This is a genomic window from Cellulomonas fengjieae, from assembly GCF_018388465.1.
In the GTDB taxonomy this organism is placed as follows: Bacteria; Actinomycetota; Actinomycetes; order Actinomycetales; family Cellulomonadaceae; genus Cellulomonas; species Cellulomonas fengjieae.
The window spans coordinates 1,084,610-1,107,422 of the sequence record NZ_CP074404.1; the positions used below are offsets into that span (position 1 = coordinate 1,084,610).

The 22,813-nt window shown below is 73.6% G+C and carries 21 protein-coding genes; 13 read left to right on the forward strand and 8 right to left on the reverse strand.

Features of this window, described 5'->3' with window-relative positions; translation table 11 throughout:
• Positions 1–20 precede the first annotated feature (20 nt).
• The 4 genes from KG102_RS04985 to KG102_RS05000 are packed head-to-tail and all read left to right on the forward strand — an operon-like array spanning position 21 to position 3,413.
• The gene (locus tag KG102_RS04985) at positions 21–773 is read left to right on the forward strand and encodes an SDR family NAD(P)-dependent oxidoreductase (protein ID WP_208289398.1); all 753 of its coding nucleotides are present in this window, start codon (positions 21–23) and stop codon (positions 771–773) included.
• Complete coding sequence (locus tag KG102_RS04990; protein ID WP_208214528.1) at positions 770–1,939, forward strand: M20/M25/M40 family metallo-hydrolase; 1,170 nt, start codon at positions 770–772, stop codon at positions 1,937–1,939. The genes KG102_RS04985 and KG102_RS04990 overlap by 4 nt, the downstream gene beginning before the upstream one ends.
• A complete protein-coding gene (locus KG102_RS04995) occupies positions 1,936–2,676 on the forward strand; it encodes an amidohydrolase family protein (RefSeq protein ID WP_208289397.1) in 741 nt (246 codons plus the stop codon). The genes KG102_RS04990 and KG102_RS04995 overlap by 4 nt, the downstream gene beginning before the upstream one ends.
• Positions 2,673–3,413, forward strand: a complete 741-nt coding sequence (locus tag KG102_RS05000; RefSeq protein ID WP_208289396.1) for an amidohydrolase family protein — start codon at positions 2,673–2,675, stop codon at positions 3,411–3,413. The genes KG102_RS04995 and KG102_RS05000 overlap by 4 nt, the downstream gene beginning before the upstream one ends.
• Positions 3,414–3,515: 102 nt before the next feature.
• Here the strand turns inward: KG102_RS05000 and KG102_RS05005 are convergent, their stop codons facing one another.
• A complete protein-coding gene (locus KG102_RS05005; RefSeq protein ID WP_208289395.1) occupies positions 3,516–3,701 on the reverse strand; it encodes a hypothetical protein in 186 nt (61 codons plus the stop codon).
• 176 nt (positions 3,702–3,877) lie between these two features.
• Here KG102_RS05005 and KG102_RS05010 point away from each other — a divergent pair, with 176 nt between their 5' ends.
• The gene (locus KG102_RS05010; RefSeq protein ID WP_208289394.1) at positions 3,878–4,081 is read left to right on the forward strand and encodes a hypothetical protein; all 204 of its coding nucleotides are present in this window, start codon (positions 3,878–3,880) and stop codon (positions 4,079–4,081) included.
• A gap of 13 nt (positions 4,082–4,094) precedes the next feature.
• On the opposite strand, the gene KG102_RS05015 is transcribed toward KG102_RS05010, so the two are convergent.
• Positions 4,095–4,538, reverse strand: a complete 444-nt coding sequence (locus KG102_RS05015) for a universal stress protein (RefSeq protein ID WP_208289393.1) — start codon at positions 4,536–4,538, stop codon at positions 4,095–4,097.
• A 77-nt stretch (positions 4,539–4,615) separates the two neighbouring features.
• Between KG102_RS05015 and KG102_RS05020 the strand changes: the two genes are divergently transcribed.
• The 6 genes from KG102_RS05020 (at position 4,616) to KG102_RS05045 (ending at position 10,571) form a co-directional block, all read left to right on the forward strand.
• Positions 4,616–4,927, forward strand: a complete 312-nt coding sequence (locus KG102_RS05020) for a putative quinol monooxygenase (RefSeq protein ID WP_208214304.1) — start codon at positions 4,616–4,618, stop codon at positions 4,925–4,927.
• A 63-nt stretch (positions 4,928–4,990) separates the two neighbouring features.
• Entirely contained in the window at positions 4,991–6,334 is a 1,344-nt protein-coding gene (fucP, locus tag KG102_RS05025; protein ID WP_208214303.1) for an L-fucose:H+ symporter permease, read from the forward strand.
• 50 nt (positions 6,335–6,384) lie between these two features.
• Complete coding sequence (locus KG102_RS05030; protein ID WP_208289392.1) at positions 6,385–7,770, forward strand: MoxR family ATPase; 1,386 nt, start codon at positions 6,385–6,387, stop codon at positions 7,768–7,770.
• Complete coding sequence (locus KG102_RS05035) at positions 7,763–9,748, forward strand: vWA domain-containing protein (protein ID WP_208289391.1); 1,986 nt, start codon at positions 7,763–7,765, stop codon at positions 9,746–9,748. Before KG102_RS05030 ends, KG102_RS05035 begins: the two co-directional genes overlap by 8 nt.
• Positions 9,749–9,810: 62 nt before the next feature.
• Complete coding sequence (locus KG102_RS05040; protein ID WP_208289390.1) at positions 9,811–10,239, forward strand: hypothetical protein; 429 nt, start codon at positions 9,811–9,813, stop codon at positions 10,237–10,239.
• Positions 10,236–10,571, forward strand: coding sequence for a transcriptional regulator (locus tag KG102_RS05045; protein ID WP_208214299.1), 336 nt, complete (start codon positions 10,236–10,238; stop codon positions 10,569–10,571). Before KG102_RS05040 ends, KG102_RS05045 begins: the two co-directional genes overlap by 4 nt.
• On the opposite strand, the gene KG102_RS05050 is transcribed toward KG102_RS05045, so the two are convergent.
• From KG102_RS05050 to KG102_RS05060, 3 genes are read right to left on the reverse strand one after another with little or no spacing between them, the layout of a single operon-like run.
• Positions 10,568–11,338: an SCO1664 family protein gene (locus KG102_RS05050; protein ID WP_208289389.1), complete on the reverse strand. Its 771-nt coding sequence runs from the start codon at positions 11,336–11,338 to the stop codon at positions 10,568–10,570. The two genes, KG102_RS05045 and KG102_RS05050, sit on opposite strands and share 4 nt — an antisense overlap.
• Entirely contained in the window at positions 11,335–11,883 is a 549-nt protein-coding gene (locus tag KG102_RS05055) for a DUF3090 domain-containing protein (RefSeq protein WP_208289388.1), read from the reverse strand. The genes KG102_RS05050 and KG102_RS05055 overlap by 4 nt, the downstream gene beginning before the upstream one ends.
• A gap of 10 nt (positions 11,884–11,893) precedes the next feature.
• Positions 11,894–12,598 (reverse strand): MSMEG_4193 family putative phosphomutase, encoded by a 705-nt coding sequence (locus KG102_RS05060; protein ID WP_208289387.1) that lies wholly within the window; start codon positions 12,596–12,598, stop codon positions 11,894–11,896.
• Positions 12,599–12,701: 103 nt separating this feature from the next.
• On the opposite strand from KG102_RS05060, the gene KG102_RS05065 reads away from it, so the two are divergent.
• Complete coding sequence (locus KG102_RS05065) at positions 12,702–13,595, forward strand: SDR family oxidoreductase (protein WP_208289386.1); 894 nt, start codon at positions 12,702–12,704, stop codon at positions 13,593–13,595.
• Positions 13,596–13,648: 53 nt separating this feature from the next.
• Entirely contained in the window at positions 13,649–14,317 is a 669-nt protein-coding gene (locus tag KG102_RS05070; RefSeq protein ID WP_208289385.1) for a type IV toxin-antitoxin system AbiEi family antitoxin, read from the forward strand.
• A gap of 47 nt (positions 14,318–14,364) precedes the next feature.
• On the opposite strand, the gene recD is transcribed toward KG102_RS05070, so the two are convergent.
• The 3 genes from recD to recC are packed head-to-tail and all read right to left on the reverse strand — an operon-like array spanning position 14,365 to position 22,684.
• Positions 14,365–16,065 carry an exodeoxyribonuclease V subunit alpha gene (recD, locus tag KG102_RS05075; protein ID WP_208289384.1) on the reverse strand — a complete coding sequence of 567 codons (1,701 nt, stop codon included), beginning with the start codon at positions 16,063–16,065 and terminating at the stop codon, positions 14,365–14,367.
• Positions 16,062–19,367, reverse strand: a complete 3,306-nt coding sequence (locus tag KG102_RS05080; protein WP_208289383.1) for a UvrD-helicase domain-containing protein — start codon at positions 19,365–19,367, stop codon at positions 16,062–16,064. The genes recD and KG102_RS05080 overlap by 4 nt, the downstream gene beginning before the upstream one ends.
• The gene (gene recC / locus KG102_RS05085) at positions 19,364–22,684 is read right to left on the reverse strand and encodes an exodeoxyribonuclease V subunit gamma (protein WP_249667477.1); all 3,321 of its coding nucleotides are present in this window, start codon (positions 22,682–22,684) and stop codon (positions 19,364–19,366) included. The genes KG102_RS05080 and recC overlap by 4 nt, the downstream gene beginning before the upstream one ends.
• Positions 22,685–22,813: the final 129 nt, after the last annotated feature.

Here is a 22,813-nt window from a genome sequence, read left to right on the forward strand (position 1 = left end):
CACATCGAGAGAGCGAGCACATGTCTGAACGTCTGGCTACGAAGCGAGTCCTGGTCACAGGCGGCGGGTCCGGGATCTGTCTGGCCATCGTCCGCAGGTTCATCGACGAGGGAGCAACCGTCTCCGTCTGCGACCTCAACCCCGAGTCCCGCACCCAGGTCGAGAGCCTGGGGGCGCGGTTCGACGTGGTCGATGTCGCCGACGTCGCCGCGGTCGAGGGCTGGGTGCAGCGTGAGATCACGGCCCTGGGCGGCGTCGACGTCGTCGTGGCAGGGGCGGGCTACGAGCTCGTCGCGAAGGCGGGTGACCTGACCGTCGAGCAGTGGGACCACCAGATGGCGGTCATGCTGCGGGGGCCGTTCGTGACCTTCCGGGCGGCGCTGCCCGCGATGGTGGAGGCCGGCCGGGGCGGTTCGCTGATCGCGCTCAGCTCGCAGGTCGCGTTCGCGGGGATCACCGGCTACACGGCGTACGCCCCGGCCAAGCGCGGGCTGATCGGCCTGGTCCGCGTGCTGGCCATCGACTACGCGCAGTACGGGATCCGCGTCAACGCCGTCTGCCCCGGTCCCACGGACACCCCGATGATCCAGCGCCAGCTGGATGCAGCACCCGACCCCGCGGCCCTGCTGCGGACCTGGCAGGACGCCACGCTGCTCGGCCGCCTCGGGCAGCCCGACGAGATCGCGTCCGGTGCCGTGTACCTGGCCAGCGACGAGTCGGGCTACGTCACCGGCTCCGCCCTGATGATCGACGGGGGGTACACCGTCCGATGACGCGGGAGCCCATCGACGCCGCGGTGCTCCTCGAGGAGCTGGCCCGCATCGACTCCCGCAACCCGGACCTGTCGCCCGACAGTGCGGGGGAGCGGGCGCTCGCAGAACGCGTCGCCCAGATCGTGGCCGGTCTGGGCATGGACGTCCGCCTGATCCCGGTCCTCGACGATCGGCCGAACCTCGTCGCCGTGCTCCCCGGGGTCGACAGCGACGCGACGGTGATCTTCGAGGCACACCTCGACACCGTGCCGGCGGACGCGGGGACGCGCGAGGTCCGGCGTGAGGGGCGCCGCCTGTACGGCAGGGGGACGTGCGACACCAAGGGTTCCCTGGCGGCGATGATCGCGGCGATCGACCGGCTCTCGCGGACCGCGGGGCCGAGGCCGACCGTGCTGCTCGCCTGTGCCGTGGACGAGGAGTACCTCATGCGCGGGGCCGGCCAGCTCGCCACCGAGCTGCCGTCCGCGGATGTGGTCGTCGTCGGCGAGCCGACCTCGTTGGTCCCGGCCCGGGCGCACAACGGCTTCCTGCGGTTCCGCGTGGAGGTGCTCGGCCGCTCCGCGCACAGTTCCCGGGCCGCGCTCGGCGTCAACGCCATCAACCAGGCGGCGCGGCTCGTCCTCGCGCTGGACGCGACGGTCGGCGAGCGTCGGCGGGCCAGCCCGCACCCCCTGGCGGGGCACGCGCTCCTCTCGGCCACCATGGTGGACGGCGGCATCGCACCGAACGTCATCCCGGACCGGTGCAGCGTCCTGTTCGACCGCCGGGTCGCCCCGGGCGAGCGTCCGGAGGAAGCACTCGCGGAGGCGTACGAGGCGATCGCACAGATCTGCGAGAGGGAGTCGATCACGGTGGAGCTGCCCGAGCCTCTCGTCAGCCTCGGTGCGCTGGAGACGCCGCCCGACGCGGTCGCCGTGGTCGCGGCCGAGGCGGCGGCGTCACGCGCGCTCGGCCGCGACGTCAGCGCCGGGGGTGTCACCTTCTCGACCGACGCGTGCTGCTTCTACGACCGGCCCGACCTGCCCTCGGTCGTGCTGGGCCCGGGCTCGATCGACGAGGCGCACGGCAGCGTCGAGTGGATCGAGCTCGATGACGTCGACACTGCTGTCCGCATCTACTACGACCTCGCCATGACGGCGCACACCATCCGGCAGGAGCACAGGTGATCATCGACTTCCACACCCACGTGGACGAGGCCGAGGCGTTCGGGTGGATCGACCCGCCGGAGAAGATCGTCGGCCTGCTCGACGAGGCGGGCATCGACAAGGCGGTCATCATGACCTACACCGATCTGCCCGGCACCAACCCCGGTGCGCTCGAGTACATCGTCGACGCTGCGGCGCAGTTCCCCGACCGGCTGGTCCCGTTCGTCCGGCTCAACCCCAACTACACCGCCGCGATGACGGAGCTCGTCGAGCGGGCGGTGGAGCTGGGGGTTCGCGGGGTGAAGCTGCACCCCACGACCACGCTGGCCCACCCTGCCGGCGACGCGACGGTGGCGGTGCTTCGCGCGTCGGCGCAGGCCGGGCTCCCGGTGCTGTTCCACTGCGGCGACGACCCGTACACCACGCCGCAGACGTTGGGTCTGGCGGCGCAGGCGGTTCCGGAGTGCGCCATCGTGTTCGGGCACATGGGCGGGTACTTCCACGTCCGGGACGCCATCGACACCGCGCTGCGTCTGCCGAACGTCTACCTGGAGACCTCGGCGATGCCCCGCCCGGAGATGATCCGCACGGCGGTCGGCGAGCTGGGCGCGCACCGCGTGATCTTCGGCAGCGACGGTCCGGGCTGCAACCCGCGCCTCGAGCTCGCCAAGATCACCTCGCTCGGCCTCCCGGCCGCGGACGAGCAGGCGATCCTCGGCGGCAACGCCGCACGACTGATGGAGGTGTCGGCCGCATGATCGACTCCCTCGTGGTGCTCGGTGAGAACCTGTTCGGCCCGAGCCTGAGTGTCAGCGACTGCCTGCTCACCTCGGCGCAGCTGGGCATCGAGGGCGTCGTCGCCGCTCCCGCCCGGGGCCGCGACTATGTCCTGCCGGCGGCCAACGACCGACTCGCGGCCGACGCCGACGGCATGCCCGGGGTGGCCCGGCTGGCCCGGGTGGACCCCCTGCAGGGAACGGCGGCGCTCAGCGAGCTGCGCCGCTGCCTGGATGAGCTGCACTGCTCGGGCGTCTTCCTCAACCCCGACGAGGAGGTCTTCGCCGTCCAGGACGCCGAGGCGGTGGTCCGCGTCGCCGCTGACGCCGGCGTTCCCGTCGTCGTGGTCGCGGGAGTCCCTCACCGTTCCGAGCCGTTGCAGATCCTCGACCTGGCAGCCCGGGTCCCCGAGGCGCGCCTGATCCTGACCTCGGGCGGGCAGATCAACATCGCGGGGCTCAGCATGGTGGACGCCTGGGCGGCTCTGACGGCCGCCCCGAACATCTCCGTGCTCTCCAACGGGGAGTACCGCCAGGACTTCCTCGAGAGGATCCCGCGGGAGCTCGGTGCCGAGCGGCTGCTGTTCGCGTCCTTCGCGCCGTACTACGAGCAGCCGTTCGAGGCGGCGCGGATCCGCAACATCGGGTACTCGGCGGGGGATCTGGACGCCGTCTGTCACGACAACGCGCGCCGCGCCTTCGCCCTCACGTTCGGCTGACCTGCGGCTGCGGCTCGGCGGGTCCACCCAGCGCGGGCTCGCGCCTCAGCTGGTCGCGGGCGCGACAGTCGTGCTGCTCCAGCTCCCAGAGGCTGCCGATGTCTACGCCACGAGGAAGGCCAGCGCCAAGGAGCGATGGATGCTGTCCACCGTGGGTTGATCGAGGAGTCCGGGAGCGAGGAGCTGCTCCGCGGCCTTCTTCGGCGAGAGGACGTCGACGCCATCGATGACGAACGAGCCACCGAAGAGCGGCCAGTCGGCGTCGACGAAGCAGAGCATCCCGCGCACCGGAACCTCCGACAGCCCCGCGGCATCCAGCGCGCTGCGTACGAGCGTGACCTGCTTGTGCGCACCCTCGACCGCTTGGTGCAGTCCCGCGAGCCGACGAACAGCATGAACTTGCGCGGCCGGAAGATGCCGCCGGCAGCGCGGGGCGTCCCTATCCGGATCACGGCACGTTCCACGTGTATGACGACGTGGGCACGGTGCAGATCACGCTGACCACGACGTGGACGGGCCGGTACCGCGTGGACGGCACGACCCAGTGGCGCGACGTGGTCGGCACGGCGGAGACCTCGTCGACCAGCGCCCCGTTCAGCGTCGAGGAACGCCGTTCGCGCCTGGTCTCGGGCCTGTGCACCGACACCCCAAAGCCAGCGGACTGCTGACGGGCCGGACAGATCAGACGTCGTCCGCCGCCACGGTGGTGACCGGCACCTGGAAGTGCTGGACCAGTCGGTCAGGCACGTCCTGGTGGATCCAGCGGGAGGTGCGGGTCGGGAGCGTCACGATGACGATCTCGTCGAACGTCCGCGCCTCCACGGCCTCGGCGACCGCTCGCACCGGGTCGGGGTCGGCGACTGCTCCGTCGGCCGTCACCCCGGCCGCGGCCAGCTTGGTGAGTGCGGCGTCGAGCTTGGCTTGGGCTCGCTTCCGCGCCTCCGCGGGCGGGTGGGGGAGCGACAGGGTGCCGCCCATCACCGGCATCGGGATGGCGACGGCCTTGGTGGCCAGGTCCTTGACCGGCGTGGCCGGCACGACGAGCCAGAACTCGGCGGGTCCCTGCGCCGCCCGGTCTCGGACCACGCCCAGCAGCTCGTCGCTGTCGAGGGTCTGGTTCGCCACGATCGCATAGCGCCGCATGAGGGCCTCCGGTCACCGATGCCCTCCGTTCTAGCACGTAACGGGTGTAGGACGGGAGCATGAGCGAAAAGGATGAACCGGACCGCCCGCTGTTCCTCGTCGTGACGATCAAGCCTCGCGAGGACCGGCTCGCGGAGGCCGAGGCGCAGCTGCAGTACATGCGCCAGCAGACGCTGACCGAGCCGGGGTGCGTGTTCATGCACCTGGTGCAGCCGCAGGACGACCCGGACTCGTGGGTGATGCTGGAGATGTTCCGGTCCCGGGCGGCCTGGGACGAGCACATGCGGCAGCCGTACAACACGGAGGGCAACGCGATCCTCGAGGACCTGCTGCGCGAGCCGTCGGAGCTGCGCCTGTTCGACGAGCGGTAGCGGCCCCCGGTGGTGGGCGCCTCGGCACGGGGCTAGCGTCGACGTGAGCGAGGGGGGCCCGCGATGGAGCGACCAACCGTCATCAAGCCAGGACCGGAGCTGGGTAGTCCGCGCAAGAAGAGCCTGGTCTATCCGGGCCTGAGCATCCCGTTCATCCTCCTGGTCCTGTGCTTCGCCGCCTGGGGGTCGGCCGCGAACCTCACCGATGTCCTGGTGGGCGTGTTCCGGCACATCTTCCTGATGTCGAACTTCCAGTCGGCGCTCGTGCAGTTCGCGTACTACGGCGCGTACTTCGCCCTGGCCATCCCGGCCGCGCTGATCAACAAGCGGTTCGGGTACAAGGCCGGGGTCCTGACAGGGCTGGGGTTGGCGACGGTCGGCGGGTTCCTGTTCATCCCCGCCGGGATGCTGCTCGAGTACGGGTTCTTCCTCATCGCCCTGTTCGTGCTGGCGGCGGGCCTGTCGATCCTCGAGACCTCGGCGAACCCGTTCGTCATCTCCATGGGCCCGGAGGCGACCGCGACGCAGCGGCTGAACCTGGCCCAGGCGTTCAACCCGGTCGGCGCCAACATCGGCGTCCTGCTGGGGGCGGTGCTGATCCTGCCCAACATCACGCCGGAGGAGCAGAAGGCCGAGATGTCGGCGCAGCAGCTCGAGCAGGCGCAGGAGACCGACCTGTCCCTGGTGCTCGGGCCGTACACCGGGATCGCGACCGCCCTGCTGGTGATCTGGCTGCTCATCGCGTTCCGGAAGATCACCGTCCCCGACGACGACCACGTCCACTTCGGGCTGGAGGAGACGTCCGGGGGAGCGTTCGCGCGACTGTGGCGCAACCGGCACTACCGCTACGGCGTGGTCGCCCAGTTCCTCAACGTGGCCGCTCAGGTGTGCGTGTGGAGCTTCACCATCCAGTACGCCCAGGACGTGGTGGGCGTGCCCGCCTCGCAGGCCGGGTGGTACCTGCAGGCGAGCCTGATCCTGTTCCTGCTCTCCCGCTTCGTGATGACCTACCTGCTCGGCATCATGCGGCCCACCAAGCTGTTGTTCGCCATGGGGGTGCTCGGGGTGGTGCTGGCGCTCATCGCCGCGCTCGTGCCGAACATGGTGGGCCTCATCGCGGTGGTCGCCATCTCGGTCTCGCTGTCGCTGATGTTCCCCACGATCTACGGGGTCGCGCTGCAGGGCCTGGGCGCGGACACCAAGTTCGGCGCGGCCGGTCTGGTGATGGCGATCCTTGGTGGCGCGCTCGCCCCGCCGGTGATGGGCCTGATCATGGACTCCTCCGGCACGGCGGCCGGCTTCATCATCCCCGCCGTGTGCCTGGCGGCCGTGGCCGGGTACGCGCTGTTCGACCTGCGGTCCGGACGTCACGTCGGGCCGCTCCCGACGGAGGCGACCGCGCACTGACCGCGAATCCCGGGTGTCCGCTCCCGGAACCCGGACGTACGCTCGATCGAATGATGCTCCCCACCGCGACCACCGTCGGCGAGCTCCGGGCATCGGGCCACGTGCACACGTCGGTCCGCGAGGAGCTCCGCGCCAACCTCCTGTCGGCCCTCGGCGAGGGCCGGGACCCGTGGCCGGGCATCCACGGGTTCGACGACACCGTGATCCCGCAGCTCGAGCGCGCATTGATCGCCGGGCACGACGTCGTCCTGCTCGGCGAGCGTGGGCAGGGCAAGACCCGGATCCTGCGCACGCTGGCCGGGCTGCTCGACGAGTGGTCCCCGGTGATCGAGGGGTCGGAGATCGGGGAGCACCCGTACGAGCCGATCACTGCGGCGAGCCGACGACGCGCGGCGGAGCTGGGCGACGCGCTGCCGATCGTGTGGCGGCACCGCGACGAGCGGTACGTCGAGAAGCTCGCGACGCCGGACACGAGCGTGGCCGACCTCATCGGCGACGTGGACCCCATGAAGGTCGCCGAGGGGCGCGCCCTCGGGGACCCCGAGACGATCCACTTCGGCCTGGTCCCGCGCGGCCACCGGGGGATCGTCGCCATCAACGAGCTGCCCGACCTCGCGGAGCGCATCCAGGTGGCGATGCTCAACGTCATGGAGGAGCGGGACATCCAGATCCGCGGCTACGTGCTGCGCCTGCCGCTCGACGTGCTGGTCGTCGCCACCGCGAACCCCGAGGACTACACCAACCGCGGGCGGATCATCACCCCGCTGAAGGACCGGTTCGGTGCGGAGATCCGCACGCACTACCCGGCGGAGCTGGCCGACGAGGTGGCGGTCATCCGGCAGGAGGCGCTGCTGCAGGCGGAGGTCCCCGACCACCTGGTCGAGATCCTGGCCCGGTTCACGCGCGCGCTGCGGGAGTCCAGCGCGGTCGACCAGCGCAGCGGGGTGAGCGCCCGGTTCGCCATCGCGGGCGCGGAGACGGTCGCCGCCTCGGCGCTGCACCGGGCCGCGCGCCAGGGCGAACAGGTCGCGGTGGCCCGGCCGGTGGACCTGGAGACCGCGGTGGACGTCCTGGCCGGAAAGATCGAGTTCGAGTCCGGCGAGGAGGGTCGCGAGGACGAGATCCTCGACCACCTGCTGCGCACGGCGACCGCGGAGACCGTGCGGGCGCACCTGCGCGGCATCGACTTCGGCCTGCTGGTCGACGCGATCCAGGGTGGTGCCATGGTGACCACCGGCGAGCAGGTCACGGCCCGCGACGTGCTGACCGGCCTGCCTGCGCTCGGCGAGTCGGAGCTCTACGACGAGATCTGCGCCCGCCTGGGCGCGACGAACGACGGCGAGCGGGCCGCCGCGATCGAGCTCGCCCTGGAGGGCCTGTACCTGGCCCGCCGGATCAGCAAGGAGTCGGGGGGCGGCGAGACGATCTATGGCTAGGCAGAACCGTCGGCTCGCGCGGTACACGCCCTACGTCGACGGGCCGGACCCGCTCGCCCCGCCGGTCGACCTGGCCGAGGCGCTCGACGCGATCGGCGAGGACGTCATGGCCGGCTACTCGCCGGAGCGCGCGATGCGCGAGTTCCTCCGGCGCGGCGGCCGCAGCCAGACGGGGCTGGACGAGCTGGCGCGTCGGGTCGCCGAGCGGCGCAGGGCGCTGACCCGGGAGCACAACCTCGACGGCACCCTGCAGGAGGTCAAGGAGCTGCTGGACCGGGCGGTGCTGGCCGAGCGCAAGCAGCTGGCGCGCGACGTCGACATGGACGAGGGCGACCGCGCCCTGGCGCAGATGCAGCTCGACAACCTCCCGTCCTCGCCCGCGGCCGCCGTCGACGAGCTCAACGGCTACGACTGGCGCAGCAGCGAGGCGCGTCAGGAGTTCGAGAAGATCAAGGACCTGCTCGGCCGCGAGGCCCTCGACCAGCGCTTCGCGGGGATGAAGCAGGCGCTCGAGAACGCGAGCGACGCCGACCGGGCCGCGCTGCGCGAGATGCTGGCGGACCTCAACGGGCTGCTCGACGCCCGCGCGCGTGGCGCGGACACCCAGGAGCAGTTCGACGACTTCATGGCCGAGCACGGCGGCTACTTCCCCGAGCAGCCCCGCACGCTCGACGAGCTCCTGGACACCCTGGCCGAGCGCTCCGCCGCCGCGCAGCGCATGCGCAACTCGATGACGCAGGAGCAGCGCGACGAGCTCGACGCCCTCGCGCAGCAGGCCTTCGGCTCGTCGGACCTGATGGACGAGCTGGGCCGGCTGGACGACAGCCTGCGCTCCCTGCGCCCGGGGGAGGACTGGGGCAGCGCGGAGCGCCTGGACGGCGACAACGGCCTCGGCCTCGGCGACGGCACGGGCGTCTTCCAGGACCTGGCCGACCTCGACGCGCTGGCCGAGCAGCTCGCGCAGTCCTACGAGGGCTCCCAGCTGGACGACCTCGACCTGGACAAGCTCGCGCGCCAGCTCGGCTCCGACGCGGTGGTCGATGCCCGCACTCTGCAGCGGTTGGAGAAGGCCGTGCGCGAGTCCGGCACCCTGCGGCGAGGGTCCGACGGCCAGCTCGCGCTGACGCCCAAGGCCATGCGCCAGCTGGGCCAGGCGGTGCTGCGCGCCGTCGCCGAGACGATGTCGGGCCGCACGGGCGGCCACGACGTCCGCCGCTCGGGCGCCGCGGGGGAGCCGTCGGGGTCGACCCGCCAGTGGGCCTTCGGCGACACCGAGCCGTGGGACGTGAGCCGCACGATCACCAACGCACTCGCCCGCGGGTCGCGCACCCTCCAGGTCGACGACATCGAGGTCCAGGAGACGGAGGCGCGGACACAGGCGTGCGTGGCGCTGCTCGTCGACACGTCGTTCTCGATGGCGATGGAGGGGCGCTGGGTGCCGGTGAAGCGCACCGCGCTGGCCCTGCACACCCTGGTCACCAGCCGGTTCCGGGGGGACGACCTGCAGCTCATCGGCTTCGGGCGCACCGCCGGCGTCATGCAGATCGAGGAGCTGGTCGGGCTCGAGGAGAAGTGGGAGAAGGGCACCAACCTGCACCACGCGCTCCTGCTGGCCAACCGCCACTTCCGCAAGCACCCGCAGGCGCAGCCCGTGCTCCTGATCGTCACCGACGGCGAGCCGACCTCCCACCTGGAGTCCGGCGGCGAGGTGTTCTTCGACTACCCGCCGCACCCGGTGACGATCGCGCTCGCGGTCCGCGAGCTCGACGGCTCGGCGCGCCTCGGCGCGCGCACCACCTTCTTCCGGCTCGGCGACGACCCGGGTCTGGCGCGCTTCGTCGACGCCATGGCGCGGCGCGCGGGCGGGACCGTCGTCGCGCCCGAGACCGACGACCTGGGGGCCGCGGTCATCGGCTCGTACCTCAGCTCGCGGCGCAACGGGGCGTTCGGCGGCTGGGGCCGCGACGACCCGTGGTGAACGGAGCAGCTGCGCGCGCCCGATAGTTGCCATGTAGGAAATGATCCCATATCGTTTCCTACATGGAAATGAATCAGCCCTCGCCCGGCGGTGCCGAAGCGGCTGCCGCGCTCGCAGCCATCACCAGCTCGCAGAAGGCCGTCCGAGACACGCCCTGGCCCGTGTGGATCTACCCCGTCAACGCCGTGCTGCTCGGTGCGATGGCCCTCACGCCGCTCACGGAGACCTCCGGGTCGCCAGCGCTGATCGCCACCGCGATCGCCGTCATCGTCGCGAACCTCGCGGCGGGGTGGCACAACGGGGCACCCTTCGCTCTCCCGACGAGCCGCGGCTTCCTGACGGCGGTCGTCCTGTCGGCGCTGTGCGTCGTCCTCGCGCTCGTCACGGCCGACGTCACCGGCAACGCACTCCCGGTCGTCGCCCTGGCGGTCGCAGCGACGACGACCTACGCGGTCGGGTCCGTCGTCCATTACCGGAGCACCCACCGATGACGAGCGCCCTCGACCCGGTCATCCACCCCGTGCACCGCCTGCAGGTCTGCGCGATGCTCGACGCCGCCACGACCCTGGAGACGTCCGTCATCAAGCACCAGCTCGGTCTCAGCGCCTCCGCGTTGAGCAAGCAGGTGGCGGCGCTCATCGACGCCGGGTACGTGCGCCAGGACCGGTCCGGCCCCGACTCCCGCAAGGTCTGGCTCTCGCTGACGAAGGCCGGCAGCGCCGCCTACCACGGTCACGTCGCGGCGTTGCAGGCGATCGTCGCGCAGACCGAGACCACCCCGTCCGCTCCCGCACCCAGCCCAGGTCCTGGTCAGGACATCTAGAAGAACGGCCACGGGAAGGCGGGCATGTCGCCCTGCGGACCGGGGAAGGCGCCCGTCCGCAGCAGCCGCTCGCACCGGGCGGCGAGGGCCGCCAGCTCGTCGTCGCTGAGCAGCTCAGCCAGGTACCGACCGAGGTCGCCGTCCAGCTGCGTGCGCACGCGCTCGACGCCCGCGACCTCGGCGTCGTCGAGCGGCTCGCCCCGCCAGCCCCACAGCACCGTCCGCAGCTTGTGCTCGGTGTGGAAGGTCACGCCGTGGTCGACGCCGTAGCGGTGCCCGCGGTCCGTCGGCAGGATGTGACCGGCCTTGCGGTCGGCGTTGTTCACGACGACGTCGAACACGGCCATCCGGCGCAGCGCGGGGGAGTCCTCGTGGACCAGGGTCACCGCGCGGTCGTGCTCGTCGCTGCCGTGGAACACCGGTCGCCAGCCGTCCGGCACCGCGTGGGCCGCGACGAGGTCGACCGGGTCCTGCTCGGCGTCGGGCTCCTGCCAGAGCTGCACCATGCCGGGACCCAGCGGGCCGTCGCGCAGGAACGTGACCGGGACGATGTCCCAGCCGAACGCCTCCGAGACCAGGTGGGCCGCCACCTCGCGGTGCGCCAGGGTGCCGTCCGGGAAGTCCCACAGGGGGCGCTCCCCGGCGACGGGCTTGTAGACGACGCTGACGCCGCCGATCGTGGCGAGGAACGTCGCGTTCGACGCGATCGTGATCCGCCCCACGAGCTCGAGCTCGCCGGTGACGAGGTCGACGTCGGCGGCGGTCACGGCTCCTCGGGCGCGCCGCAGACGTGCCCATCGTCGTCCACCGGTTGGCCGCACAGCGGGCACGGCGGCCGACCCGACCGCACGACCTGCCGGGTGCGCTGCACGAACGCCCGCGCGGTGCCCACCGGCATGCGGACCACCAGCACCTCGCTGGGTTCCGCCGCGATCTCGAGGTCGTCGGAGTCGTCGGTCTCGTCGAACGGGAACGCCTCGACGACGACCTGCGCGGTGGAGGGGTCCCAGCCCAGCCGCATCACGCCGGCGCGGAACTCCTCCTCGACGGGCTGGTCCAGCGGCTCGTTGTCGATGAGCTCGGCGGGCGCCTCGGCCGGCACGCTGAACCGGTTCTCGCCGTCGGCCATGAGCGCGTCGAGGATCTCGTCGATCTTCTCGGCGAGGACGGCGCTCTGCTCCTTCTCCAGCGCGACGCTCGTGCGCCGGGCGCCGTCGCGAACCTGCAGGTAGAAGGTGCGGGATCCCGGGCGGCCGACGGTGCCGACGACGACCCGGTCGGGCCAGTCGAACTGGTGGACAAGTGCGGGCATGTCGCCCAGTTTACGAGGGGGCCCGGTCGGCGGTCGCGGGACCCGCTCCGCCGCCGACGGGCGCGTCGCCGGCCGCGGTCAGGTCACGCAGCCACGCCAGGTCGCCGGCGTCGGTGTTCGTCGCGAGGACCGCCGGGCGCGCGGTCCCGTACCGGACGATCGAGACGGACCCGGGGTTGACGGCGAGGCGCTGGACGAGGTCGAGATCCATGCCGAGGGCGTCCGCCAGGACGGAGATGATGATGTCGCCGTGCGTGACCGCCACCCACACCGCCCCGGTGCCGTGCTCGGCTTCCAGCGCCGCGTCGATCCGGCGGATCGCCTCGACCGACCGCGCCTGCATCGCCGCCATCGACTCGCCGCCCGGGAACACGGCCTTGGACGGCTGCGTCTGCACCACCTTCCACAGCGGCTCCTTGGCGAGCTCCGTCAGGGGGCGTCCCTGCCACTGCCCGTAGTCGCACTCCACGATGCCCGGCTCGAGCTGCACCGGGGCGTCGCCCTGGTGCTCCGCGATGACCTGCGCAGTCTGCCGGCAGCGCTCGAGCGGGCTCGAGATGACCGCGACCAGCGGCACCACGGCGAGGCGCTCCGCCGTGCGGGTGGCTTGGCTGCGACCGACCGCGTCGAGGTCGACCCCGGCGGTGCGCCCGCTCAGGACCCCCGCGACGTTCGCCGTGCTGCGGCCGTGCCGGACGAGGAGGACTGTGGCCATGCGTGGAGCCTAAGCGGGCGGCGCGCGAGCAGATGGGCAGTTATGGTCACGGGCAGCACTCTCGAGGCCATCGGCGTCCTCGGCTTCCACGAAGGAGATCGCGATGTCCGACCAGCTCACGTTCGACAACCCCGTCGAGCGGCACGCCCACATCAAGCCGCACGCGTCGTGGCAGCCGCTGCCGGGCCTGGACGCCGAGCTCGACCCGAAGGCCGACCACGGCGAGACCAGCTACCGCGGCCTCGGCCGTCTTCCCGGTCGCAAGGCGCTCATCACCGGCGGCGACTCGGGCATCGGTGCGGCCGTGGCCATCGCGTTCGCGCGCGAGGGCGCGGACGTGGCGCTGAGCTACCTGCCCGAGGAGCAGGTGGACGCCGAGGCCATCGCGGAGCACGTGCGCGCCGCGGGTCGCACGGCGATCCTGCTTCCCGGCGACATCCGGGACCGCGAGTTCTGCCGCACCCTGGTCGCCGACGCGGTCGAGGGCCTCGGCGGGCTCGACATCCTGGTCAACAACGCGGCGCACCAGGTGTACCACCAGAGCTTCGACGAGCTGGACGAGGCGGACCTGGACCGCACCATCCAGACCAACATGTACGCGATGTTCTGGATCACCCGCGACGCCCTGCCGCACCTCGGCCCGGGGTCGACGATCATCAACAGCACGTCGGTCCAGGGGTACAACCCGTCGCCGATGATCATCAACTACGCCTCGACCAAGTTCGGCATCATCGGGTTCACCAAGGCGCTGGCCGCCGACCTGGCGCCGCGTGGCATCCGCGTCAACGCCGTCGCGCCCGGCCCGGTGTGGACGCCGTTGCAGGTCTCCGACGGGCAGCCCACCGACAAGCTGAACGGCTTCGGGGAGTCGTCCTGGCTGGGCCGAACGAGCCAGCCGGTCGAGCAGGCGCCCGCCTACGTGTTCCTCGCGTCGCCGGAGTCCAGCTTCGTGGTGGGGGAGGTCATCAACGTCAACGGCGGGGCGAACGTGCCGTGAGCTGCGGACGCTAAGAACGCACGAAGTGTAGTTCGGAGGGCTACACTTCGTACGTGTTCCAGCGGGAGGTTGACGTGGACGAGGCGCGGCAGGGCGAGACGCGACTTGCCGTGCGTCCGATGCGGACCGTCAGGCCCGCGGATCTCGACGACCTCTTCGTCAATCCACGGGCGGTCCTGCGGGACCGCGCCGCCAAGGGTGAGCTCCACAGGGTCGCGTACGGCACGTACATCGCCGTGCCGGACGACGCGCACGACCAGGCGCGATGGAGGCCCGGTCTCGAGGCGGCCGCGGCGGCCGTGGCCACGGCGATCTTCGGTGATCGGGCAACGGCGCTGATGGGTATGACCGCAGCCCGGCTGCTCGGCGCCGCGCCCCGCGCGTACGGCCACGCCACGGTCGCCGCCCCGCGACGGCATCGCGACGTGCCGTTGACCGACCGTCGCGATGCGGTGATCCACTTCGTCCCGCGCGACCTCGATGCCCTCGACGTCCGGCCCATCGCGACGGAGCTCGGAGTCACCCTGGTCACCACCCCCGAGCAGACGCTCGTCGACCTCGCCCGCGACCGGACGATCAACGACGCCGACCGGCACGCCACGATGCTGGCGCTGGGGCGGACCGCCGACTGGGACGCGGTCGAGGAGCTGACCGCCGCCCAGCGGGGGCGAACCGTGACGGGACCGGTGCTGGCCCGAGTCAGGCGAGAGGTCGAGCGATGACCGAAGCGAGGAGCCGGCCGGCTCACTCGGCTGAGCCGACCACCGGGTCAGCGCGCCTCCCGCAGGCCGCTGGCCCGGCGCACGGGACGCTCGATCGCGGCGCGAATCGCATCCTCGGTCCCGATCACGCGGACGTGCTCGCGCGCGCGGGTGACCGCCGTGTACAGCAGCTCACGGCTCAGCAGCGGCGACGTGGCGGGCGGGAGCAGGAGCGTCACGCGCGCGAACTGGCTGCCCTGGCCCCGGTGCACGGTCATCGCGTGGACCGGCTGGACCGCGGGCAGCCGGTAGGGGCGGACCAGGCGCGGGTCGTCGGGCTCGCCGAACGCGACCGCGACCCCGCCGGTGCCGTCGGCGACCACCACGCCGGTGTCGCCGTTGTACAGGCCGCTCGCGCGGTCGTTCTGGGTCACCAGGAGGGGGCGGCCCAGCGGCCACTGCCCGGCACCGGTGCCGATCCACGACTCCGCGGTGGCCGCCCAGTGCGCGACGCCGAACGGGCCCTCGCGGTGGGCGAGCAGCAGGCGGTGGCTGCCCAGCGCCCGCAGCGCCGCCGGGGCGTCACCGGCCCGGGCCGCTGCGACGAGCGCGTCGGCGCCGGCCTCGACGTCCGCCCGCAGCCCGGCGACGTCCTGCGGTGAGAGGCGCTCGGCGGCAGGCTCGACCCACGACCGGTGCGCGTCGCCCGAGCGCAGCAGCGCGACCGCGGTCTCGGCGTCGCCCAACCGGATCGCCTCGGCGAGGGCGCCGAGCGCCGGGCCGTAGCGGTGCGCCTGGGTGAGCCGGACGACCCCTCGGGGCAGGGCGGCCACGAGGTCGCCGAGCACGGCACCGGCCTCGACGCTCGCCAGCTGGTCGGGGTCGCCGACGAGCACGAGCCGCGCGGTCGGTCGCAGCGCCTCGACCAGGCGCGCCATCAGCGGCAACGACACCATCGAGGACTCGTCGACCACGACGACGTCGTGCGGGAGGCGGCGCAGCCGGTCGTGCCGGAACCGGGTCGTCGTGCCGGGGCGCCAGCCGAGCAGGCGGTGCAGGGTCGTGGCCCGCAGCGAGCCGACGGCGTCGACGTCGGCCGGACCGAGCAGCGCGACCTCCGCGTTGACCGACTCCTGCAGGCGTGCGGCGGCCTTCCCGGTCGGGGCAGCCAGTGCGACCCGCAACCCGGGACCGGCCGCGGCCTGCAGGGCGGCGACGAGGCGCGCGACGGTCGTCGTCTTGCCCGTGCCGGGGCCGCCGGTGAGGACCATGAGGTGCGAGGTCGCGGCGGTCCGCAGCGCCTCGCGCTGGGCGGCGTCGGTGGCCGACGGGTAGAGGCGGTCGACCGCCGAGGTCAGCGCGACCGGGTCGGCCGCCGCGGTGCGGGCGAGGCGGTCGTGCATCGCCTCGCGGACCGTCTGCTCGTCGCGCCAGTAGCGGTCGAGGTACAGCCGACCGTCGACCCATCGCAGCGGTCGGTCCGCGGGTCCGTCGGGTCCGTCGGCGACCAGCGGGCTGCGCCGGATCGCGTCGTGCCAGCCGTCGGGCTGCGGGACGGAGGTCTCGTCGAGCACCACGCAGACCGACCCCGCACGCAGCGCCTGCACGGCGAGCGCGGCGGCGAGCAGCACCCGCTCGTCGTCGTCGCCGCCGATCGCGCCGAGCCGGCGGGCGACGTGCACGTCGGCGGCCGTGAGGTCGGCGTCGGCGAGCAGGCCGGTCACGCGCCACGGGACGCTCGCGGCGTACGGGTCGTCGGCGACGGTCATGAGCCGGCCAGCAGGTCGGAGAGCGCGACGACGAGGGCCGCCGGCGGTCGCCAGGAGACGACGCCGAACGGGACGCCGTCGTGCACCGGCGTCGTCGGACCGGCCATGCCGCGCAGGAACAGGTACAGGCCACCGCCCAGGTGCGCGGCCGGGTCGTACGCCGGCAGCCGCCAGCGCAGGTAGCGGTGCAGCGCCGCCGAGTAGAGCAGGAGCTGCAGCGGGTAGTGCGCGTCCATCATCGCGGCGCGCGTGGCCTCGGGGCGGTAGTGCCACAGCGAGAGCGGCTCGTCGAAGGCGCCGAGGCGGTTCGTCTTGTAGTCCACGACGAGGTAGCGGTGCCCGCCCGGGACGTCGGCGGGCACGCGCAGGACCGCGTCGATCGACCCGGTCAGGTAGCCCCGCAGGCGGTCGGCGGCCAGCGCCGGGTCGTCGAGGTGGTCGGCGTAGGGCGCGAACGGGTCGTCCGCGCGCAGGTGGGTGCGCAGCAGGCGCGCGACGTCGCGGACGGTCCGGGCGTCGCGGGGGCCCAGGTCGCCACCGGCCAGCGGCAGCTCGAACTCGAGCTCGGCGAGGCGGTCGCGCGGTGCGATCTCGGCCAGGGACAGGCCACCGGCCAGCGGGCCGAGCGGCGTGCGCAGCGACGGCAGCAGCGCGTCGGCGGTCGTGGCCGCGTCCGTCGCGAGGAGCACGCCCGACCCGGCCTCGGCGCAGCGGGCGGCGAGCTCGGCGGCGAGGTCCGGGGCGCTCGTGTCGACCAGCTCCAGGACGCGGTGGGCGAACGTCCCGAACGCGGTGCCGGACGGCAGGTCGGCCATGGGGGAGGGGTCGTGGGCCGGGGCGGTCGCGTCGACGGCCGCCGGGACCACGTCCGGCTCGTCCTGGATCCCGGGGGACTCGGGCTCGGAGCCGACGCGCCGGCGCTCGACCGTGGCGTCGTGCGCCGCCGCGGTCAGCGCCGAGTACGAGGTCCGGCGCCAGGCGACGTCGGGCCTCCGGCCGAGCCGGGCCGCGCTCAGTTCCGCGGCCGGGGTGGTCGGCGGCGCCCACGGCGCGGCGGGGGACACCGCGGTCACGACCTCGAGCTCGAGCGCGCCGCCGACGGTGAGCGTCCGCAGCGCGTCCGACGTCCTGGCGTCGGTGGTCGTCCTGACCAGCTCGGCCGGGTTGCCCTCGGCGTCGCGCGGCCCGAGCAGGAGCCGGGTGAGCGAGGCCCGCACCGAGTTCTTCGACGGCGCCCACCACAGGACCACCTGGCTCGTCGCGCGGGTCAGGGCGACGTACGCGAGGCGCAGTCCCTCACCGTCGTCGGCGGCCGCCCCCGCCGCGCGCGCCTCGTCGTACCCCGGGCTGCCCTTGCCGCCGACGTGCAGCAGGCGCGTGTCGTCGCGGTCGTAGCCGATGGTGGTCGGCACGTCCCAGGTGAACCTGTCCCAGAGGAACGGGACGAGCACCACCGGGAACTGCAGGCCCTTGCTCGCGTGCACGGTGATCACCTGCACGGCGGCGGTGTCGGTCTCGAGGCGTCGGCTGCGTTCCTCGGTGTAGTCCTGGCCGGCCTCCTCGACGCGGGCGCGCAGCCACTCCAGGAGCGCGGCGGCGCCGAGCCCGTCCTCGGTGGCGGCCGCGTGCAGCGCCTCACCGACGTGCCGGACGTCGGTCAGGCGGCGCTCACCGTCGGGCAGCCGGACCAGCCGCTCGCGCAGGCCGGCGGCGGCGGTCGCCTCCAGCAGCGAGGCGACGCCGTGGTCGTCGAGCACCCGCGACCAGGTGCGCAGCAGGTCGGCGAGCTCGTCGCGGCGCTCGTCGGACGCCCCCGCGAGCTCGGCCGCGGTCCAGCCGACGAACGGCGTGAGCGCGGCGGCCGCCACGAACCCGCCGACGCCCGGGCGGGCGAGCGCCGAGAGCAGGACGAGCCAGTCCCGGGCCGACGGCGTCGCGAACACGCTCGACAGCATCGAGATGACCGCGGGGACGCCCGCCGACGTCAGCGCGCGCTGCACCGCGACCGCGTCGCGGTTCACGCGGGTGAGCACGGCGATGTCGCCGGGCGCGACCGGCCGCCACCCGTCGCCGTCGGCGATCTGCTCCTCGCCCAGCGTCCGCAGCACCTGCGCCGCGACGTCCGCGTAGACGAGCTCGCGGACCTTGCCGACGGGCGGTGCGGTCGCGTCGTCCGGTGCGCCGACCGCCGCGCGGGTCACCTGGCGGAGGCGGACCGCCGGACCGCCGCGCAGGCGCCGACCCGTGCGCGCGGGCTCGATCGGGTGGACGACGATCCGGGGATCGCCCAGCGCGGTGCCGGACAGGATCGGCGCCAGGCCGTCGAGCACCGCGGGGTCCGCCCGCCAGTTGCGGTGCAGGGTCTGCGTCGACGCGACCGCCCGGGCGCGCAGGTAGGTGGCGACGTCGGCGCCCCGGAACCGGTAGATGGCCTGCTTCGGGTCACCGATGAGCACGAGCGTGCGATGCCCGTGGAACGCGGTCCGCAGGATGTCCCACTGGATGGGGTCGGTGTCCTGGAACTCGTCGACCATGACGATGCGGTACCGGGCACGGACGCGCTCGGCGGCGGCGTCGCCGGTCTGCCGGTCCACGAGCGCGTCCCGCAGCAGCACCAGCAGGTCGTCGTAGTCGAGCACCCGCAGCGCGCGCTTGCGGCGCTCGAGCTCGCGACGCGCCGCGGTGGCCAGGCCGTAGGAGTCGCGTGCCCGCGCGGAGTCGGCGTCGGCCGGCTCGAGCGTCGCGGCGGCGTCGCTGATCGCCTCGTGCGCGATCGCGCGGGCGTCCCGCACGGAGAGCGTCGGGTCCGGCGCCGACGCGTACTTGCGCAGGTACAGGTCGTCGACCACCTCGGCCTCGAGCGAGGCGATGTCGGGGACCAGCCGGGCGTCCGGCTCGACGTCGCCGAGCGTGCCCAGCGAGGTGAGCATCTGCTGGCACAACCCGTGCGTGGTGGTGATGGTGGCGGCGTCGAACTCGGCCAGCGCGACCGTGAGGCGCTGTGCGCGGGCGGCGCGGTCGCGGCCGGCCAGCAGCGCGACGACCGGGTCGGTGGACGTGACGGTGGGGTCACGCAGCGCGCGCTCGACGACGACGAAGCGCTCGCGGACGCGCTCGCGCAGCTCGGAGGTGGCCAGGCGGCCGAAGGTCACCAGCATGAGCTCGGGCAGTCGGACGATGCCCTCGGCGACGTACCGGACGGCCAGCGACGCGATCGTCGTCGTCTTGCCGGTGCCCGCGCTCGCCTCGAGCACGACCGTGCCCTGCGGCAGCGGTCCGCAGACGTCGAAGGGCGCGGTCATCCGACCTCCTCGTGCGCGAGGAGGTCGGCCCAGAGCGCCATCGACAGCGCACCGAACCGGGTGGACTCGCTGCCTGCGACCTTCTCCACGAGCAGGCGGTCGAAGGTCACCGGGTCGCCGAACGCGAGCAGGTGGTAGGCGTCGACGGACTCGAACCCGCCGCGACCGTTCGCGGCGTCGTCCGCGGTCCCCAGCTCCTTGCGGGCGCTGGCCAGTGCGTCAGGTTCGTCGCCACCGCCGGTGCGGGGATGGGCGTACGCGAGGCTGGTGGCCAGCGGCAGGGGGAGCGGGCCGCGCATGGCGTCGTCGTGGAGCGCGACGAGCCGGTGCAGGACCTCCACGGCGTTGGCAGGAGCCGTGAGCCGGGCGGTGCGTGCCGGGCTGACCTGTCCCCGGCCGACGGTCACGGCGGTGAAGGGGCGGTCCGGGACCGCGGCCGCGAGCGCGAGCAGCTGGACCCACGCACGCAGGCGGTGCTTGGCGCCCAGCCGGGAGAACACCGTGCGGACCAGGACGTCGCCGCGCACGCCGTTGACGGTGCCCGTGAGCACGCGCGCGTCGCCCAGCGGGATCGTGACGTCGATGCTCTCCGCCGGCTCGACCAGGTACCTGGCCGACGCCGCGAGGAGCGGTTCGACCTGGTGCCGGATCTGCTGGAGCGCCGCTCCGCCCAGGGTGGCCGGGGGCATGTGGCCCCGGCGGCGCTCGGCCGCGGCGGCGGCGTCGAGCGGCACACCGTCGAGCACGGCCTGCAGCAGACGGTCGCCGATGGCCCAGCGCTCCAGCCCGTCCAGCTCGAGGGGCAGCCGGTCGTCGAGCTGTGGCTCGTCGCCCGGCAGCGTGGCGCCCAGCCTGCGCCGGACGAACGCGCGGACTGGGTGCTCCAGGGTGGACGCCAGGTCCTCGAGGTCGAGCGCGTCGGTGTCGGGCGGGGGGATCGCCGCCGGGGCCGCGGGCGGGCGCCCCGCCCGCCTCGTGCGCGCCGCGGCGAGGTCGAGCACGTCGAAGCTGAACGGTCCGCTGCGCCCGAGCACACCCGGGACGAAGTTGCGCTCGTCGACCGTCTGGAGCGGGTGGTGGACCACCTGGCCGCGCGCGGACGAGCCGGGGAAGGTCACGGCGGTGTCGAGGGCGTCGAGCAGCTCGCCGACCGGCACGGCCGGTGGCCGGGCGGCACCCGTGCGCTCGTCGGCACCCGAGTAGACGACCACGAGGTGCTGCTGAGCGCTGGTCACCGCATCGAGGAAGAGCTGGCGGTCCTCCTGGCGGGCGTCCCGCTCACCGATCAGCGGATCGCGCGCCAGGACGTCGTCACCGTCGCGACCTGACCCGCGGGGGAAGGCGCCGTCGTCCATCCCGAGCAGCGCGACCACCCGGTGCGGTACCGCGCGCATGGGCGCCAGCGAGCACACCGTCAGCGCGCCGGTGCGGAAGCCGGAGCGCGTCGGGCGTCCGGCCAGGTGCGGTTCCAGCAGCGCGACGACGTCCGCGAGCCGCAGTGTCGCGTCGGCTCCCGTCTGCGCGTGCGCCAGGGCGCGGGCAGCCTCGGTCTGCTGCCAGCGGTCCGCGGGCGACACGTCGGTGAGCAGGAGCACGGCCCGGTCGAGCGCCTCGAACCACGCCGCCGCGGGCCGCGCGCCGGCCAGCTCGTGCAGCGTGCCCGTGAGCCGGTCGACGAACTCCGCCAGCCGACCGACCAGGTCCACGTCGGTCGAGCCGACGTCGTCGACGGGCAGGACCGTGCCGACGAAGCGCTGGTCCTCCTCGGCCATCGCGACACCGAGCAGCAACCGGTCGAGCGCCGTCGCCCAGGTGCCCTGCGGCACCGACCCCAGCTGGTAGCGCGCGCGCCGCGAGCCGTCCTCGCCCCAGCGCACCCCCGACTCGAGCGCCCAGGCGCGGATGCGGTCGAGCTCCTCGTCGTCGAACCCGAACCGCCGGCGGACCGGCGCCTGGCCGGCCAGGTCGACCACCGCCGATGCCCCGACGCGCGAGTCCGCGAGCTCCAGCAGGGACGCGACGACGGCGAGCACCGGGTTGGCGCTGCGGGGTGCGCGGTCGGCGATCCGGACGCGCAACGTGCGCCCGGGGTGCTCCTCGGTGTGGTCGGTGGTCGCCGCCGGACCGAACGCGGCCTCGACCAGCGGCGCGAACGTCTCGACGTCCGGGCACATGACGATGATGTCGCGCGGTTCGAGGGTGTCGTCGTCGGCGAGCAGGCCCACGACGACCTCACGGAGCACCTCGACCTGACGGGAGCGGCCGTGGCAGGCGTGGATCTGGACGGACCGGTCGTGGGTCGTCGCGACGTGCGTCGGCCCGTCGGTGCGGTCCGCCGCGATCCGGTCCTGCAGAGCACCGAGGGCGGTGTCCGGGTGAGCGGTCGGGGCGAGGACCGTGACGGCGGGGTCGAGCCGCAGGATCCGGGTGGCCAGCTCGGTCGCGTCGGCCGCCATCGAGGCGAGCAGGGGGTGCCGCGCCGGGTTCGGCGCCTCCGCCCGGCGGGTCGAGCCCCTCGGCGCGATGCGGTGCCAGAGGGCGAGCGACGGCTGCGGCAGCCAGAGGTGGATCTCGCGGTGCTCGGCGAGGGCGTCCAGCACGCGCAGGTGACCGTCGGGGAGGGCGGTCGCGCCGAAGACGGAGAGGCGCGGGGGCAGGTCGACGGCGCCCGGGTCGGCCCGCAGGCGCGCGACGGCCTCGTCCAGTCGCTCCGCCGGCGCGGGCCCGCCCTCGGCGTCGCGGACCTCCCGCCACAGGTGCGGCTGCCAGCGCAGGTCGTCCGGAAGGGGCGTCCCGAGGCCGTCCTCGTCGAGGCCCCGGGCCCACGCCCGGAGCATCGCGGGCCGCTGGACGTCGTACGCGCGGAACAGCCGGGCCACGCGCTGAGCCAGCCGGAACCGGCGGGCGCGGCGGACGTCGTCGGTGTCGTCGTCGCCGAGGTAGCGGCTGACCGTGCGGAGCCAGGGTGCGCCGAGATGGGCGTCGAGGGCGGCGAGGACGTTCCAGGGGAGGTGGTCGGCGTCCCACGGGTCGTCGTCGGCGGACCGTGCCAGCGCGTCGCTCACCAGCCGGCGCGGGGGCGGGAAGAGGACGTTCGCGCAGATGCCGTCGCCGCCCTCGCTCCCGAGGCGGTGCGACAGGCGCTGCGCGACCCAGCGTTCGACGCCTCGCGTGGGGACGGCGACGACGTCGGGGGTGAACGGGTCGGCGGGTGCGACCGCGAGGAGGTCGGCCAGCGCCGCGACCAGGACGTCCGTGCGCTCGGCGACGTGGACGCGCAGACCCGAGGGGGTCGTCGTCGACGGGGCCGGGGTCACCTCGGGCACTCTAGCCACGGATGGGCGCTCGTCGCCGGTTGGCGCCGGTGTCGGCCCCGTTGTCCACAGCCGCGGCAAACCGGCCCTGGCCGCGTCCGGTTTCGGTAGGTTTCCGGCCATGCACCCAGG

Bases quoted from the DNA above. Each gene is read 5' to 3' on its own strand.
- KG102_RS04985 (WP_208289398.1), top strand. From the start codon at position 21: ATGTCTGAACGTCTGGCTACGAAGCGAGTCCTGGTCACAGGCGGCGGG.
- KG102_RS04990 (WP_208214528.1), top strand. From the start codon at position 770: ATGACGCGGGAGCCCATCGACGCCGCGGTGCTCCTCGAGGAGCTGGCC.
- KG102_RS05000 (WP_208289396.1), top strand. From the start codon at position 2,673: ATGATCGACTCCCTCGTGGTGCTCGGTGAGAACCTGTTCGGCCCGAGC.
- KG102_RS05020 (WP_208214304.1), top strand. From the start codon at position 4,616: ATGAGCGAAAAGGATGAACCGGACCGCCCGCTGTTCCTCGTCGTGACG.
- fucP (WP_208214303.1), top strand. From the start codon at position 4,991: ATGGAGCGACCAACCGTCATCAAGCCAGGACCGGAGCTGGGTAGTCCG.
- KG102_RS05030 (WP_208289392.1), top strand. From the start codon at position 6,385: ATGATGCTCCCCACCGCGACCACCGTCGGCGAGCTCCGGGCATCGGGC.
- KG102_RS05035 (WP_208289391.1), top strand. From the start codon at position 7,763: ATGGCTAGGCAGAACCGTCGGCTCGCGCGGTACACGCCCTACGTCGAC.
- KG102_RS05040 (WP_208289390.1), top strand. From the start codon at position 9,811: ATGGAAATGAATCAGCCCTCGCCCGGCGGTGCCGAAGCGGCTGCCGCG.
- KG102_RS05045 (WP_208214299.1), top strand. From the start codon at position 10,236: ATGACGAGCGCCCTCGACCCGGTCATCCACCCCGTGCACCGCCTGCAG.
- KG102_RS05055 (WP_208289388.1), bottom strand. From the start codon at position 11,883: ATGCCCGCACTTGTCCACCAGTTCGACTGGCCCGACCGGGTCGTCGTC.
- KG102_RS05060 (WP_208289387.1), bottom strand. From the start codon at position 12,598: ATGGCCACAGTCCTCCTCGTCCGGCACGGCCGCAGCACGGCGAACGTC.
- KG102_RS05065 (WP_208289386.1), top strand. From the start codon at position 12,702: ATGTCCGACCAGCTCACGTTCGACAACCCCGTCGAGCGGCACGCCCAC.
- recD (WP_208289384.1), bottom strand. From the start codon at position 16,065: ATGACCGTCGCCGACGACCCGTACGCCGCGAGCGTCCCGTGGCGCGTG.
- KG102_RS05080 (WP_208289383.1), bottom strand. From the start codon at position 19,367: ATGACCGCGCCCTTCGACGTCTGCGGACCGCTGCCGCAGGGCACGGTC.